The organism is Pseudomonas sp. efr-133-TYG-103a (genome assembly GCF_030209235.1).
Lineage (GTDB): Bacteria > Pseudomonadota > Gammaproteobacteria > Pseudomonadales > Pseudomonadaceae > Aquipseudomonas.
In genome coordinates, this window is the sequence record NZ_JARVSK010000025.1 from 157,630 (window position 1) to 173,727 (window position 16,098).

Annotated in this window: 13 protein-coding genes; 8 read left to right on the forward strand and 5 right to left on the reverse strand. The window is 62.1% G+C overall.

Features of this window, described 5'->3' with window-relative positions; genetic code table 11:
• The first annotated feature begins 1 nt into the window (after window position 1).
• Complete coding sequence (locus tag QRN36_RS20520) at window positions 2–577, forward strand: TetR/AcrR family transcriptional regulator (protein ID WP_285425745.1); 576 nt, start codon at window positions 2–4, stop codon at window positions 575–577.
• Window position 578: 1 nt separating this feature from the next.
• On the opposite strand, the gene QRN36_RS20525 is transcribed toward QRN36_RS20520, so the two are convergent.
• The gene (locus tag QRN36_RS20525; protein WP_285425746.1) at window positions 579–1,340 is read right to left on the reverse strand and encodes an SDR family oxidoreductase; all 762 of its coding nucleotides are present in this window, start codon (window positions 1,338–1,340) and stop codon (window positions 579–581) included.
• A gap of 247 nt (window positions 1,341–1,587) precedes the next feature.
• Here QRN36_RS20525 and QRN36_RS20530 point away from each other — a divergent pair, with 247 nt between their 5' ends.
• From QRN36_RS20530 to QRN36_RS20540, 3 genes are all read left to right on the forward strand, one after another.
• Window positions 1,588–2,592 (forward strand): NADP-dependent oxidoreductase, encoded by a 1,005-nt coding sequence (locus QRN36_RS20530; protein ID WP_285425747.1) that lies wholly within the window; start codon window positions 1,588–1,590, stop codon window positions 2,590–2,592.
• Between the two features lie 254 nt (window positions 2,593–2,846).
• Entirely contained in the window at window positions 2,847–4,190 is a 1,344-nt protein-coding gene (gene pssA, locus QRN36_RS20535; RefSeq protein WP_285425748.1) for a CDP-diacylglycerol--serine O-phosphatidyltransferase, read from the forward strand.
• A gap of 2 nt (window positions 4,191–4,192) precedes the next feature.
• The gene (locus QRN36_RS20540; RefSeq protein ID WP_285425815.1) at window positions 4,193–4,846 is read left to right on the forward strand and encodes a TetR/AcrR family transcriptional regulator; all 654 of its coding nucleotides are present in this window, start codon (window positions 4,193–4,195) and stop codon (window positions 4,844–4,846) included.
• A 184-nt stretch (window positions 4,847–5,030) separates the two neighbouring features.
• Here the strand turns inward: QRN36_RS20540 and QRN36_RS20545 are convergent, their stop codons facing one another.
• The 4 genes from QRN36_RS20545 to QRN36_RS20560 form a co-directional block, all read right to left on the reverse strand.
• Window positions 5,031–8,657, reverse strand: a complete 3,627-nt coding sequence (locus QRN36_RS20545; RefSeq protein WP_285425749.1) for a molybdopterin cofactor-binding domain-containing protein — start codon at window positions 8,655–8,657, stop codon at window positions 5,031–5,033.
• A gap of 14 nt (window positions 8,658–8,671) precedes the next feature.
• Window positions 8,672–9,160: a (2Fe-2S)-binding protein gene (locus QRN36_RS20550; protein ID WP_285425751.1), complete on the reverse strand. Its 489-nt coding sequence runs from the start codon at window positions 9,158–9,160 to the stop codon at window positions 8,672–8,674.
• 249 nt (window positions 9,161–9,409) lie between these two features.
• Window positions 9,410–9,868 (reverse strand): MarR family transcriptional regulator, encoded by a 459-nt coding sequence (locus QRN36_RS20555; protein ID WP_285425752.1) that lies wholly within the window; start codon window positions 9,866–9,868, stop codon window positions 9,410–9,412.
• 398 nt (window positions 9,869–10,266) lie between these two features.
• Window positions 10,267–11,316 (reverse strand): 2,5-dihydroxypyridine 5,6-dioxygenase, encoded by a 1,050-nt coding sequence (locus QRN36_RS20560; RefSeq protein ID WP_093467052.1) that lies wholly within the window; start codon window positions 11,314–11,316, stop codon window positions 10,267–10,269.
• Window positions 11,317–11,672: 356 nt separating this feature from the next.
• On the opposite strand from QRN36_RS20560, the gene QRN36_RS20565 reads away from it, so the two are divergent.
• From QRN36_RS20565 to QRN36_RS20580, 4 genes are all read left to right on the forward strand, one after another.
• Entirely contained in the window at window positions 11,673–12,821 is a 1,149-nt protein-coding gene (locus QRN36_RS20565; RefSeq protein ID WP_285425754.1) for an FAD-dependent monooxygenase, read from the forward strand.
• Complete coding sequence (locus QRN36_RS20570) at window positions 12,818–13,636, forward strand: alpha/beta fold hydrolase (RefSeq protein WP_285425755.1); 819 nt, start codon at window positions 12,818–12,820, stop codon at window positions 13,634–13,636. Before QRN36_RS20565 ends, QRN36_RS20570 begins: the two co-directional genes overlap by 4 nt.
• A 76-nt stretch (window positions 13,637–13,712) precedes the next feature.
• Complete coding sequence (locus QRN36_RS20575) at window positions 13,713–14,345, forward strand: N-carbamoylsarcosine amidohydrolase (RefSeq protein ID WP_285425756.1); 633 nt, start codon at window positions 13,713–13,715, stop codon at window positions 14,343–14,345.
• A 305-nt stretch (window positions 14,346–14,650) separates the two neighbouring features.
• Entirely contained in the window at window positions 14,651–15,964 is a 1,314-nt protein-coding gene (locus QRN36_RS20580; RefSeq protein WP_285425757.1) for an MFS transporter, read from the forward strand.
• The last annotated feature ends 134 nt before the right edge of the window (window positions 15,965–16,098 follow it).

Consider the following 16,098-nt stretch of genomic DNA (forward strand, 5'->3'; position numbering starts at 1 on the left):
CATGTCGCGCTCACAGGCCGAGAAGGCTGCCATTCATGAACACATCGTCGACCTTGCCGCCGCACGCTTTCGCGAAGTCGGGCTGAACGGCATCGGGGTGGCCGACCTCATGAAGGAAGCGGGTCGAACGGGCGGCGGATTCTACAAACACTTCGAATCCCGGGAGAAACTCGTTGAAGAGGCCCTGGAATGCGCCTTCGATAAGCGGGCCAGTGCTCTGGAAAAATACACCGAACCGGATTCCACGCTGACGATGAGCGATCTGGTGGAGCGTTACCTGAGCGAACGACACCTGAACGATCCGGGATCGGGCTGTGCGTTCGCCGCGCTGGTCAATGATGTCGCCCGCAGCAGCGATCCGGTCCGCGAGATGTACGCTCAGGGGCTTGAAAAAGAATTCGCGACGCTGGCCAGCCTGAGCAGCGCAAAGCAGTCGGCCAAAAAGCGCGCGCAGGCGGTGATGGCGATGTGCACCTTGGTCGGCGCCATCGGCCTGGCCCGCGCAGTCAAGGACGAGGACATGACCGCAGAGATCCTCAATGTCGGCAAAACCCTGCTCAAGGCGCTGGACGCCTGAATCAGAACGCCGTCACGCCGCCGTCCACTGCCAGTGAATGCCCCGTCGTGAAGGCCGCTCCGTCGCTGCACAGATAGAGCACGGCCGCGGCAATTTCCTCGACCTTGCCGATGCGTCCCACCGGATGCATAGTGGCCGCGAATTCAGCCTTGCGCGGATCGGCTTCGTGAGCGCGACGGAACATGTCGGTGTCGATCACCGCCGGGCACACCGCGTTGACCCGAATGTGTTTCTTTGCGTATTCGATGGCGGCGGATTTGGTCAGGCCGATAACTGCGTGTTTCGAGGCCGCGTAGATGCTCATTTTCGGCGCCGCGCCCAGCCCGGCCACCGATGCAGTGTTGACGATGGCCCCGCCGCCCTGAGCCAGCATGACCGGCAGTTGGTACTTCATGCACAACCAGACGCCTTTGACGTTCACGCCCATGATGGCGTCGAACTCGGCTTCGCTGCCCTCGGCCAGCCGCCCTTTCTCGATCTCGATGCCTGCGTTGTTGAACGCATAGTCCACCCGGCCGAACGCGCTCACCGCCTGACTCATCATCTGTTGCACATCGGCTTCACGGGTCACGTCGCAGCGCAGGAAAAGCGCCTCGCCTCCGGCCTGACGAATCAAACGGGCCGTTCCTTCTCCGCCATCGCTGTCCAGATCGACCAGCAGCACTTTCAAGCCCTGCTCGGCAAACGCCAACGCGGTGGCGCGGCCAATGCCTGCGGCGGCGCCGGTCACCAGGGCAACCTGGCCGGAAAACGTCATGCTCATGGAGTCGTCCTTTTTGTACTTATATAAAGAGGGATGGCGCGAGGCCGGACAGCGGCAGTTTAGCCAGTGCCTTGCGCCGCCCGTCAGCACTATCAAGGGCCCGGTTGAAGCTGCATGCACCGCAGTGATGTAGAGTGCCGATCACATCATCGAGATGGATCGGGGCGCATTCGCTGCAACGTCTTTACTTGCCCCGCGCGACATGCGCGTCTATCACTGGCGTTTCTCTTCTTGATCGAGAACCACCATGACCGCCTTGAACAACCGCCAGTTTCTCCTCGCCCGACGCCCCGTCGGCGCCGCCAGCCGCGACGACTTCACCTTTCAGACCGTTCCAGTGGCGACAGCGGCTGAAGGGCAGATCGTGGTGAAAAGTGAGTACTTGTCACTTGACCCGGCCATGCGTGGCTGGATGAACGAGGGCAAATCGTACATTGCCCCGGTTGAACTGGGCGCGGTCATGCGGGCGCTGGGCGTGGGCAAGGTAATCGAATCGAATCACCCCGGGTTTGCGGTCGGCGACTACGTCCAGGGCGTGCTGGGCGTGCAGGACTACTTCGTCGGCGAGCCCAAGGGCTTCAACAAGGTCGACCCCAAGCGGGTGCCTTTGCCGGTGTATCTGGCGGCATTGGGCATGACCGGCATGTCGGCATACTTCGCGCTGCTGGAGGTGGGTCAGCCGAAAGCCGGGGACACCGTGGTGATTTCCGGGGCCGCAGGTGCGGTGGGCAGCATTGCCGGGCAGATCGCCAAAATCAAAGGCTGCCGGGTGATCGGTATCGCGGGCGGCCGGGAAAAATGCCAGACACTCATCGACGAGTTCGGCTTCGACGGCGCCATCGACTACAAGAGCGAAGACATTCACGCCGCCCTCAAACGCGAATGCCCGAAAGGCATCGACGTGTATTTCGACAACGTCGGCGGCGACATTCTGGATGCCGTCCTCACGCGACTGGCGCTCAAGGCGCGCGTGGTGATCTGCGGCGCGATCAGTCAGTACAACAACAAGGAAGCCGTCAAAGGCCCGGCCAACTACCTGTCGCTGTTGGTCAACCGCGCGCGAATGGAAGGTTTCGTGGTCATGGACCATACGGAGCATTTCGCCCGGGCCGGCATGGAAATGGCCGGCTGGCTCGCCCAAGGCAAGCTCAAGAGCAAAGAGCATATCGTCGACGGCCTTGAAACGTTTCCGGAAACGCTGCAGATGCTGTTCAAGGGTGAGAACAGCGGGAAACTGGTGTTGAAGGTGTAATCCGATTGCCGTTTATCTGAAGGACAGCCCTTGCCCACGAAGGCTGGGCCGCGACCGACCGAAATGCGTCGGCGGCCCGGGCCACTGCGGGCAAGCGCGCTGCAACCGGTGTGCAGCCCTGCACGCCGCTGCGCCGTTGCCCTCCGGGTTCCTGAAATTTCCCTGAACAAGTCAACGAAGCCGCTGCCAAAACCACCACAAGGCGCGCGCTGGTGTAAGCTCGTGCGCTGTTGATCCGACCCATCGAGAGGCTTATGCGGGCTCCCTTCCGACGTTCTACCCTTGCGGCGTTGCGCGGTTTCGAATCGTCCAGCGCGGCGATCACCCTTCTGCCCAGTGCGGCTGATTATCGGCGCACGCTGCTGGAAAAGATTGCCGCAGCGACCCGGCGTATCTGCATCGTCGCGCTGTACTTGCAGGAGGACGAAGCCGGTCAGGAAATCCTCGATGCCCTCTACGCCGCCAAAGCGGCAAGGCCTGCGCTGGACATCGTCGTGCTGGTGGACTGGTTTCGCGCGCAGCGCGGGCTGATCGGCGCGGGCAAGCAGGCCGGCAATTCGGCGTGGTATCAGGCGCAAAACCTCGAGCACGAACAGGAGGTGCCGGTCTACGGCGTGCCGGTGCAGACCCGCGAGCTGTTCGGCGTGCTGCATTTGAAGGGCAGCATCATCGATGACTGCGTGATCTACAGCGGTGCCAGCATCAACAACGTTTACCTGCACAAGCTGGCGAAATACCGACTCGATCGGTATCACTTGCTGGAAAACAAGGGCCTGGCCGATTCGTTCCTGCGTCTGGTGCAACAGGAAATCCTGCCGTCCGAGGCCGTGCACCGGCTGGACCTGCCCAACCCGCCCGCCTCGCGCAGCCTGCGCGGGGAAATCCGCCAGTTCCGCCAGCGCCTCAAGCGCGCCAGTTACGACGTCAACGACGGCATCCGCGAGAATGGCGAATTGCGCCTGATCCCGCTGCTGGGCATCGGCAACAAGAACCCGCTGAGCAAGACGCTGTGCGACCTGATCGCCGCAACCCGGCATCAGCTGACGCTGTGCACGCCCTATTTCAACATGCCGCTGGTGATCAAGCGCGAGATCAACCGGGCCCTCAAGCGCGGGGTCAAAGTGGACATCATCATTGGCGACAAGACCGCCAACGACTTCTTCATCGATCCGGACGAGCCGTTCAAGGTTATTTCCGCGCTGCCTTATCTGTACGAAATCAGCCTGCGTCGTTTCATGCAGAAGCATCAGACGGCGATCGCCAGGCATCAGTTGAACATTCACCTGTGGAAAGACGGCGATAACACCTATCACCTCAAAGGGTTGTGGTCCGACGAGCGCTACACACTGCTGACAGGCAACAACCTGAACCCCCGCGCCTTCCAGCTGGACCTGGAAAACGCCGTGCTGATCGACGATCCCAAAGGCGAATGGCTCAAGCCGCGCGCTCAGGAGATCGAGCTGCTGATGCGCAACACCCATCGCGTCGGCAAGTTCGACGAACTCGACACGTTGAGTGAGTACCCGCTGGGCGTGCGCACCTTTCTGCGGCGCGTCAGCCGCGTGCGCGTCGAACGCCTGCTGTACCGGATTCTGTAACGATCATGAGCAAAAACACTGGCATCCGCGCGCAACAGGCCGATCAGACGCGAGCGCGCATCCTCAAAGCGGCCATCGCCGTGTTCACCCGCGACGGCTACTCCGGCGGACGGATCGAGAAGATATCGGCCGAGGCCGAGTCCAACGACCGGATGATTTATTACTACTTCGGCAGCAAGGAGAAACTGTTCGTCAAAGTGCTGGAGCACACCTACGAGCAGTTCAACCGCACCGAAAGCACGCTGCAGCTGGACCCGTCGACACCGGTCGCGACCCTGCGGCAACTGGTGGCGTTCGTCTGGGACTACTACGTGACTCATCCGGAATTCGTCGCGATTCTGAGCATCGAGAACCTGCACAAGGGCAAGCACGCCCGACAGTCCAGCGAGTTGCGGCGTCTGTCAGGCGAAGCCGTCGGCGTGCTCAGACCGATCATCGAAGCAGGTCAGCAACAGGGATTGTTCCGGGAGGATGTGGACATCAAGCATGTCTACCTGATGATCGCCTCGCTGTGCTACTTCTATAACTCGAACCTGCACACCCTCACCTCGTTTCTGGGTCAGGACATGGCCAGCCAGGGCGAGCGGCAGGACTGGCTGGCGTTCATCCAGGATCTGGTGGTGCGTGGGGTGATGGTGTTGCCGGCCCAGGCATGACACCTGGCAACGGCAGGAGCGCGGCGTATTCGGCCGATCCGCCTGCTGTCGCACTCGACCTCAGCGTTCGCACACTCGGCAGAACCGGCGAACGCGTTGCAGCAGCGCAATCGCATTCGCCGGTCGTAAGACGGGTTCCCCGTCGACTGCAGGACACGCCACGCCTGCAAGCGCTCGATGCCTGTCAGTGGCTGCCGGGATTGGCCTTCAGGTAGGCCACCTTGTCCTGCAGTCCCGTCCATTGCGGTTCATTGGGCGCGAACCGACTGCGCAGGTACGCCGCCAGATCGCTGATCTGGGTATTCGACAGGCTGTCCTTGAAGCCGGGCATGTAACCCAGGTCCGCTGTTGCCGGCTTGGCGATGCCTTGCTGAATCACTTTGATCAGATTGTCCGGCAGCGCGCTGTGCACGTTGGTGTTGGTCGCAAGCGACGGGCTGACGCCGAACAGTTTCGGCCCCAGACCATCGGCATGACAGCCTTGGCAGGAACCCTCGAAAACGCGCTGGCCATTGCTCAGCGACTGCGGGGAGACCGCCGCGACAGTCACTTTTTGTGCGGTTACTGTCGGCGCAGGCATTGTCGGCGCAGCCGCTGTCGGCGCAGGCATTGTCGACGCAGCCTCGGCGGAACCGTTCAAGGACGCGAGGTACACCGCCATCGCGCGCACGTCGGTCCTGGGCAACTTCGCCAGCTCCGAAACCACTGGCCCCATCGGTCCGGCGGCCACGCCATGGGCATCGGAATAGCCGGTACTCAGGTAATTGAACAATTGGTCCTCCGTCCACGGCGTCGGCGCTTTCGACAGGCTGTTGAGCGCCGGTGCCTCCCAGCCGTCAACCATGCCACCTGCCAGGAAAGAGGCGCCGCCCTTCTCCGCTCCCATCAGGTTGCGCGGTGAGTGGCAGGCGGCGCAGTGGCCCAGGCCGTTGACCAGGTATTGCCCGCGATTCCATTGCGCACTTTGTAGTGGCTGAGCCTGAACCTCGCCCTTGCGCAGAAAAAGCGCGTTCCAGCCGGCCATCAACGGCCGCATGTTGAACGGGAACCGCAGGGCATTGGCGGGCTGAACCTGCTTCACCGGCGTCTGCGACATCAGGTACGCGTACAGCGCCTGCATGTCGGCGTCGTCGATATTTCGGAACGCGGTGTAGGGAAACGCCGGATACAGATGTTTGCCATCGCGACTGATGCCGTCACGCATCGCCCGCTCGAATGCCGGATACGACCAGTTACCGATGCCCGTTTCAGGGTCGGGTGTGATGTTGCTGCTGTACAGCGTGCCGAAAGGTGTCTGCATGGCCAGACCGCCGGCATTGGTCACGCCGCCCGCGCTCGTGTGGCAAACGGCACAATCGCCAGCCGAGGCCAGCAATCGCCCGCGTTCCAGCGTCGCCGCCGACCAGGTGCCGGCGGCTGGCGGGGCAATCGGGGCAATTTCCGCGCGCCACGGCAGCGCCGTCGCCGCCACGCCCAACACTGCGCCAAATGCTGCAAACAATGAACCGAACAACCATTTGGAGCGCTTGGCCTTGGGCGATTCGGGCGGCTGGACGCTGGCCTCGTCGCCGGCGCTTTTCATCGCGGCCAGGATGCGTTCGGCAGTGATCGGCAGCTCGCGGAAGCGAATACCGGTGGCGTCATAGACTGCGTTGGCGATCGCCGCCGCGCTGGGCACCGACGCCGATTCGCCCGCGCCCATGGGCGGCTCGGTCTGGCGCGGCATCATCATGACGTCGACCTTGGGCACTTCCGGGAAGGTCAGGATCGGATAGCCGCCCCATTCCTGACTGCTGACGGTCGACTCCTCGAACGTCACGCGCTCCTTGAGCACGCGACTGGTGGACTGGATGACGTTGCCATGGATCTGATGTTGCACGCCTGCCGGGTTGACCATCATTCCGGCGTCGTGCCCGATCACCACGCGTGTGACCGACACATCACCGGTGTTTTTGTCCACCGCGACATCGGCGACCCACGCCGCCCACGCCGCGCCAAAGCCGGGAAATTTGCTGTGGATGTAACGGGCGTAGGCAAACCCCCGCCCGCGCAGCACGCCGTCGTCTTCCGGGGTCTGCATCGGCTGGGTGCGTGGCGTCCAGTCCGCACGGGCGGCGGTCGCCTTGACCAGCTCGCTGGCGCGGTCGTCGTTGAGGTAACGCAGGCGATATTCGACCGGGTCGACGCCGGCCGCGAAGGCCAGTTCATCGATGTAGGATTCATGGGCGAAGGTGTTGGGCAGCGCCGAGACGCCGCGCATCCATGACGCCCGGACAATCGGCGCCATGTCATTGATGGTGACGCGCATGTGCTCGATCTCGTAGGGCGGGATCGAGGTCCGGTCGCCCATCTCGAACATGGCCGCCACCGGATCAACCCGCCCGGTCAGCAAAAGCGCGAGCGTTGGCGAGTTGTTCGACGGGTAACTGGTCGTGAAGTCATAGCCGGCAATACCGCCCTCGGCGGTCAGCCCGCCATCGACTTCCATCAACTGCGCCGTCCCCTTCGGCTCCCACACGTGTTCCTGCTCGCGGGTCAGTTGCACCCGGACCGGAAGGCCCACCGCTCTGGACAACAGCACGGCGTCGGCGCACACATCGTCGGCGCAGTTGCGCCCGTAGCAACCGGCCGCTTCCATGCGAATGATTTCAATCCGTTCCTCAGGGTATTCCAGCAACCACGCCAGATCCGCCCGCAACATGTGCGGATTCTGCGTGCCGGACCATACCCGGATGCCGTCTTCACGGTAGTCCGCCAGCCCGCAGGACGGTCCGATCGAGCCGTGAATCTGGTAGGGCCACAGGTAAGTGCGGGTCATGCGCTCGCTGGCATCGGCCAGCGCCTGCTCGACATTGCCCTTGTCCAGCACCACGCGCTGGATGCTCGGGTTATCGCGAATGGCCTGCTCGACGTCGCTCATGTCCGGCAACTTGTGCTGCCAGGCTTTCCAGCTGACTTTCAGCTCGCGCGCAGCTTTGGCCGCCTGCTCTTCACGCATCGCCACCACGCCGACGAAGTCGCGGATCACCACCACACGCACGATGCCGGGAATATGGGCGATGGACGACTCATCGACTTCCAGCAGGCTGTTGCCGACGAAATCGCCGGTGTCGTGGCCGGCGTACGGCGGCCGCACCACCCGACCATGCAGCATGTCGGGCAAGCGCATGTCGTGAACGTAGGTCAGCTCGCCCGTGGCTTTGCCGGGGATATCGACCCGCGCGGCGCCCTGCCCCACCAGCTTGTAGTCTTCCTGACGCTTGAGTGGCGCGTTGCCGGAGATGCGCAATTCGACGTGCTGATCGATCAGAAGATCGCCAAACCTCGCGCTGCGCCCGTCGGCGGCCTTGATCACGCCGCTTTCCACAGCCAGAGAATCGACACTGACCGCCCAGCGCTGCGCGGCCTGCTCCAAGAGGTATCGGCGGGCCTCGGCGGCGGCATTGCGCAGCGGGATGGCGGAAATCTGCAACGTGGCGCTGGCGATGGTCGCGCCTTGATTGGGCGCGCGCTCGGTGTCGCCCAGGACCATGATGACCTGATCCATCTGCAGGTCGAGCTCTTCGGCGACGATCTGCGCCAGGGACGTGCGGATGCCGGTACCCAGATCGACATGGCCGTTGAAGGCGTAAACCGTATTGTCCTGATCGATGGCGATGAACAGCCCCAGTTCCTTGGGCTTCACTGTGGGGGTGCCGCCTTTGGCGACCGGGCCGGAGGGCGGCAGGATGTCGTCGACGACAAGCAGCACGCCGTTTCTGGCCAGCAGTTCGTCGCGGGTGGGGGTGGGCGCAGTCGTGGGCTGATTCAAGGAGGTCGCTCCGTTCAAAGCGAATGGCGCGCGGCACGCATGACCGCACGAAGGATTTCGATGTGGGTGCCGCAACGACACAGGTTGGCCGACAGCTCATTGCGAATCTGCGCCTCGGTCGGGTGCGGATTGCGGTCGAGCAAGGCCTTGGCGGTCATGATCATCCCGTTCATGCAGTAGCCGCATTGCGCGGCCTGCTCATCGATGAACGCCTGCTGCACCGGGTGCGGGCACTGGCGGGAGCCGATGCCCTCCAGCGTGGTGATTTCCCGGCCTTCGGCGCCTGCCAGCGGGAAGACGCAGGCGCGCGCCGCCACGCCATCGACAATCACCGTGCAGGCACCGCATTCGCCCAGACCACAGCCATATTTGGGGCCATTGAGGTGCAGGTCGTTACGCAGGATCAATAACAGCGGCGTGTCAGGCATCGCCGTGACGGACGAAGTCTGACCGTTGACCTTGAGTGTCACGGTCTTCTCAGCCGCCAGGAGCTGCTCGCTCATATTGCCTTCCCCATTCGTTACCCGCCCTCCCTGGCATTTGATGAAGTGTTCACTTCATGAAAAGAGAGCAGGAAGCGTGCCAGTGCCAAAATGGAAAGCGCGAAATGATCGCAGGAACATACGGATAGGCCTGTGGGAGCCACTTATTTGCGAAGAGGTCGGCCCTGTCGATTCATCATCAGGGGCCGCTCTACGGTCTTCGCGAACGCGCTCGCCCACCCGTATTTACAGGTTGTTCAACGGACCGGATTACTCGTCCGGCTCGTCGATCAGCTTGCGCAGCAGATAAAGCACCGCCACGCGTTCGGCAGGATTGAGTTTGCTCAGGGTCAGCTCGGTGATCTGCGCGGCGCGGGGCACGGTCTCCTGCACCAGCTGCAGGCCACTGTCGGTGAGGCTGCAGATCACTTTACGCCGGTCCTGCGGATCAGGATCGAGGCTGATCAGGTCCCGCGCCTTCAGCCGGTCGACGATGCCGCGAATGGTCGCCTGATCGACCGCCGTCGCCTTGACCAGCTCCGTCTGCGAGCTGGGCCCGTGATCGCGCAGCGCGCACAGGGTCACGAACTGCACGGCGGTGAGCTGCGAATCACCGACGTTCTGCTGGAAGATCGCCAGATGCCGCTGGTACGCCTTGCGCAGCAAGTGGCCGACCTGCTCGGAAAAGGTGTAGGACTGATTGTTTTTGGATGATTGGTCGGTAGACACGGAGGGGCTCGTTTGGCGGATCCGGGGAGATGGCGGCTACATTAACGGTTGCGCCGGGCTAAAGGGAGCCCTCAGGTCAACCCAAGTCAAAACGGTGGGAGGGAGCCAACTGTTTTCACCTCCTCGTCGATCAACGGCGTAACATTCGACGCCTTCCCGGCTAAAGCCGGTCCTACGAAAAACTTGCAGCGTCTGTAGGATCGTCTTCAACCGGTTCTACGACAACTTGCAGCATCCGCAGGACCGGCTTTAGCCGGTTCTACGACAACTTGCAGCATCCGTAGGACCGGCTTTAGCCGGGAAGCGGCCGCATGCTGTGGACATGCAGCGGCTGGAAACCAACCTTCGTGAGCAAGCGCTCCCACAGGATTCAGATCCTGGTATGAAGGGCAAGCGTCTCAGGCCTTCGAGGCCTCGGGCGCGACCACGTCACCTCCCAGCACCACCGCCAGGTCATCCAGATAGATGTCGCAATGGCGCAGCGGAATGTCCAGATGGCACGGCGTTTTACGCTTGCCACCCACTTCGGTATTCGGCCCGGTGGAGAACAGGAAATTGCCATAGAACGCCCTGGCGTCCATGCACATGCCGTCGTTCTTGTCATGCAGGCCCATGGCCGTCCACTGCGCGCGAGGCTGCAATCCCCAGCCGATGTGGGAAATGCCGTACACCTCGGGATCGTTGAAATACTTCATGTAGTCGCGCAGGTATTCGGCCTCGAAACCGCCATGAATACCGGTGATGAAGCCCTTCTCGATCTCCAGCGTGATCTGCTCGCGGGAGTAGGTCTTGAAGGGCAGAACGATGTCGCCGACATCGATGACCAGCGTACCCTCGGCGGTCTCCTCGTTCGGCCAGGAGAACAGAAAACCACTGGGCCAGTGATCCCAGCGCCCGGGCTCGTCGGCAAAACCGTACTCGGTGACGGACGGATACTGCCCCAGCTGCGCGCGGAAATCGCTGCCCGCCCGGGACTTCACGTGGATCGAACGCGCCGCTTTCAACACCTGTTCTGCCGCCAGCACGCGCTCTTTGTCCGCGACGGTCGGCAGCATGCGCGCCAGCACTTCCGGGGGTTCGACAGCCAGCAGAATGCGAGTGCCGGTCTTGAGGATCTGCTCCTGCTCGGGCGAATGCAGCAGCATCATGGTGTCGACCACCAGATCGGCTGCTTCAAGCGCGCGTTGTGCCGCCAGATTGCCGGTCAGCGCGGTGTCGCCGCAGTACGCCGTCATGTCGTTGCCCATGGCTTTGGGGTGATTGAACGAGGGTAGCTCAACCGCGTAGACCTTGGCGCCCAGGCGCTGCGCGGCGTCCATGGCGGCGCGCACGGTGCGCGGATCTGAATAGTGACTTTTGAGGACGGCGACACTCTGGGTCGGGTCCACCTTCGACAGTTTCAGCACATGCTCGAACATCTGGGTCAATTCGCAATCGCTAACCGGCATCTCTGATCTCCTGGTGGTTCGGGCTGATCTTTCTGCGTGACGCCAAGTGCACCATTGAAAGGCATCACGCTTCACTCTAGTGCATTTTTTAAAGCGTACACGCTAATTAAAAGTGATAAGACATCAATTGAAGGCAGTCTGCAATAGCTGCGCCAATTCGTTACCGATGCACACATACGTTGAATTCAGCGGGTTACGAAGGGTGACATGCCTATTTGCGACGTCGCTGAGTCTTTTTTGAAATACCTGTTCACATTTGAAAAATTCAGCGTATACACTTAAAAAACGCAACATGACGACGCGCTATCGTCGCCATGTACTCACCAGAGATTCACGAAACACGAAGGAAGCGCGCCATGCCAACTACGCAAAAAATCGCCATCGTCGGAGCCGGTCTGGGTGGGGCTGCTGCAGCCACGCTGTTGCAGAAAGCGGGTTTTCAAGTCGACGTCTACGAGCAGGCTGCTGAGTTCTCGCGCATTGGCGCGGGCATTCACATGGGGCCGAACATCATGAAGATCTTCCGCCGCATGGGCATCGAGCAGCAGCTGAGCGACATGGGCTCGCACCCGGACTTCTGGTTCAGCCGCGACGGCGCCACCGGCGATTACATGTCGCGCATCGCGCTGGGCGAGTTTTCGCTGAAAGAATACGGCGCGGCGTACATCACCGTTCACCGCGGCGATCTGCATGCATTGCAGATGTCGACCCTGGCACCGGGCAGCGTGCATTTCAGCAAATGCCTCACCGCCCTTGAAGAGCGCGATCATGGCGTGCGCCTGAACTTCGCCGATGGCACCTTCGCCGACGCCGACATTGTCATCGGCGCCGACGGCATCAATTCCAAGATCCGCGAAGTTTTGCTGGGCCAGGAAAAACCGCTGTACAGCGGGTGGGTCGCCCACCGCGCGCTGATCCGCAGCGACGTGCTGACGAAGTACAACCTGAATTTCGAAAATTGCGTGAAATGGTGGAGCGAAGACCGTCACATGATGGTTTACCACACCACCGGCAAGCGCGATGAGTACTACTACGTGACCGGCGTGCCCCATGCCGAATGGGATTTCCAGGGCAACTGGGTCGACAGCAGCCAGGAAGAAATGTACGAAGCGTTTGCCGGCTATCACCCCACCGTGCAGGCGCTGATCGAATCCACCGAAAGCGTGACCAAATGGCCGTTGCTCAACCGCAACCCGCTGCCGCTGTGGAGTCGTGGCCGCCTGGTATTGCTGGGCGATGCCTGCCACCCGATGAAGCCGCACATGGCTCAGGGCGCGGGCATGGCCATCGAAGACGCTGCCATGCTGACACGCTGCCTGCAGGAAACCGGCCTGAGCGACTACCGCACCGCGTTCGGCCTTTATGAAGCCAACCGCAAGGAGCGCGCCTCGCGCGTGCAAGCGGTGTCCAACGCCAACACCTGGCTGCGCACGCAGGAAGATCCAGCCTGGGTCTACGGCTATGACCTGTACGCCCAGGACCTGAAATCGGGGGTGGCCGCGTGAGCACGTTCATCCACGGCGGCAACGTCCAGGCCAATGGCATCCGCCAGCACTATCTGCGCTACGGCGGCGAGCAGCACGCGGGCAAACCGGCGCTCGTCCTGATTCCAGGCATCACCAGTCCGGCGATCACCTGGGGCTTCGTGGCCGAGCATCTGGGCAAGTCGTTCGACACTTACGTGCTCGACGCCCGAGGCCGAGGGCTGTCTTCGACCGGCCCGGACCTGGATTACAGCGTCGACACCTGCGCCGACGACATCAGTGCGTTCGCCCAGGCCATGGGCCTGGCGAGCTACCACTTGGTCGGGCACTCCATGGGCGCGCGCTTTGCCGTGCGCGTCTCGGTCCGCAACCCGCAGGGCCTGAAAAGCCTGGTGCTGATCGACCCGCCGGTGTCAGGGCCGGGCCGTCGCGAATACCCCTCGAAATTGCCGTGGTACGTCGACTCGATCCGTCAGTCCCAGAACGGCATGAGCGCCGACGACATGCGCGCGTTCTGCCCGACCTGGACCGAGGATCAGCTGCAGCTGCGCGCCGAGTGGCTGCACACCTGCTACGAGCCTGCGATCGTGCGCGCCTTCAACGACTTCCATGACGTCGATTTTCATCAGGACCTGCCGCACGTGCCGGTCCCTGCCCTGCTGATCGTCGCCACTCGCGGCGGTGTGATTCAGGCCGAGGACGAGGCTGAAATCCAGCAACGGCTGCCCGGCATACGGATCACTCGGGTCGAAGACGCCGGGCACATGATTCCGTGGGACAACCTGCCGGGTTTCCTTGCCGCGTTTGGGGATTTTCTGGGCAGCCCGTTGGCGTGAGGCCATCTCGACCGTAGGAGCGTGGCTTGCCCCGCTCCTGCAAGGGGTCAGCCTTGGCATTTGAGAGGAGAACAGAATGAGCAACCAACAAAGCGCAGACGCCAACTATCAGGGCGTGTGGGGCAACCGCATCGGTTTCGGGCAAAAGCCCGCCTTGCTGATGATCGACTTCATGCAGGGCTACACCCAGCCGGGCGCGCCGCTGTTCGCACCGGGCGTGGTCAGCGCCGTGGCACAAAGCGTGGAGTTGCTGGCCTGTGCGCGGCAGCACGGCATCCCGGTGGTGCACACCAACATTCGCTATCACCCTGCGCATTTCGCCGACGGCGGCATGTGGGTGAAAAAAGCCCCGGTCATGAAGGACATGGTCGAGGGCAATCCACTGGCCGCATTCTGTGAAGAAGTGCTGCCGCTGCCAGAGGAAGTGGTGATCAGCAAGCAATACGCCAGTTCGTTCTTCGGCACCTCATTGGCATCGATGCTGCACGCACAAGGCATCGACACCGTGGTGCTGGCCGGTTGCTCGACCAGCGGTTGTATCCGGGCGACGGCAGTGGATGCGGTGCAACACGGCTTCCGGACCATCGTGGTGCGTGAATGCGTCGGCGACCGCCACCCTGATCCCCATGAAGCGAATCTGTTCGATATCGACAGTAAATATGGCGACGTGGTGAGCAAGCAGGAAGCTGTCGAACAGTTCAGGAAATAACGCGCTCCTACACAATCGACGCAATACGCAAACCCGGCAGAAACGGACATTCCGCCGTCAGAACCACGCCAGAGAGCGCTGGTCGCGCAGGTTGAACGCGCACTTACTGGACACTGTTTTGCCATGGACCGGCGAAGCGACGTCCAGTCTTCTGACACTGCCTTTGGAAGTCGCCGTCCGGTGCTTGCCAAAGTACTGGATGTGCGGCAAACAAAAATCACAACAGGCCATTTGAGATCGCTGCAAATGCAGGCACCATCAGCCGCTGTCGCGCTCAACGGTCATAGAACCGCCAGGAGACACCCATGCCCTCTGCGAACATAGAAACTCCCGCGACCGTTGTCGCGGACCCGATCAAAGCGCTGTACCACAAGATCACCTGGAAGCTCATCCCGTTCCTGTGTTTCTGCTACCTGGCCGCGTACCTGGACCGCATCAACATCGGCTTTGCCAAACTGCAGATGCTCGATCAGCTGCACTTCAGCGAAACCGCCTTCGGCCTGGGCGCCGGGCTGTTTTTCGTGGGTTACATCCTGTTCGAAGTCCCCAGCAATCTGGTGCTGGAAAAGGTCGGCGCGAAAATCTGGATCGCGCGCATCATGATCACCTGGGGCCTGCTCTCGGCCTGCACGCTGTTCGTCAGCACGCCGATGCAGTTCTACATTTTGCGGTTCTTCCTCGGCGCTGCCGAAGCGGGCTTTCTGCCGGGCGTGCTGTTCTACCTGACCACCTGGTTTCCCACCTACCGGCGCGGACGCATCATCGCGCTGTTCATGATCGGCCTGCCGCTGTCCAGCGTCATTGGCGGTCCGTTGTCCGGCTGGATCATGGGCCATTTCGACCAGGCCGCAGGTTTGCGCGGCTGGCAATGGCTGTTCCTCATCGAAGGCGTGCCCAGCGTATTGCTCGGTGTGCTGACGTTCTGGGCCCTGCCCAATGCGCCGAAAGACGCCAAGTGGCTGAACGCTTCCGAACAGAGCCTGCTGGAAGGCGAACTGCGCCTGGACGACGCCGAAGGCAAGGACAGCAAGCACAGTTTCCGCGACGGTTTCTTCAACCTGAAAGTCTGGATGCTCGGCGGTATCGACTTCTCGATCCTGCTCAGTGCCTACGCCATGGGCTTCTGGATGCCGACCTTCATCAAGAACGCCGGGGTCACCGACACCTTTCACATCGGCGTGCTGACCGCGCTGCCGAGCGTCGCGGCACTGATCGGCATGCTGATGATCGGTGCCAGTTCGGACCGTCGCCGCGAGCGTCGCTGGCACATCATCGTACCGTTCTGGATCGGCGCGGTGGCAATGGCGGCGAGCCCGTTCTTCACCCACAACGTGGTCGCGACCGTTGCCCTGTTCGCCATCGCCTCAGCGGCGATCATCGGTGCCGTGCCGGTGTTCTTCAGCCTGCCGGCGACCTTCCTCAAGGGGCGGGCAGCTGCCACCGGCTTCGCGCTGGCCTGTTCACTGGCCAACATCGCCGGGCTGGTCAGCAACTCGATGATGGGCATCGCCATCGACGTCACCGGCAGCAGCGCGGGCGCCCTGTGGTTCTTCGCCGGCTGCCTGATTCTCAGCAGCCTGCTGGTCGTGGCGCTGCCGGCGAAGCTGGTGAACCGGTAAACAGCCACAAACCCTGTAGGAGCGTGGCTTGCCCCGCGATCGGCGACGCAGTCGTCGTGAATCCGTCAGATGCGGTGTATCAGGTGAAACGAGCCGCCTGACGTTACGACTGCTGCGCAGCCGATCGTCCGGAT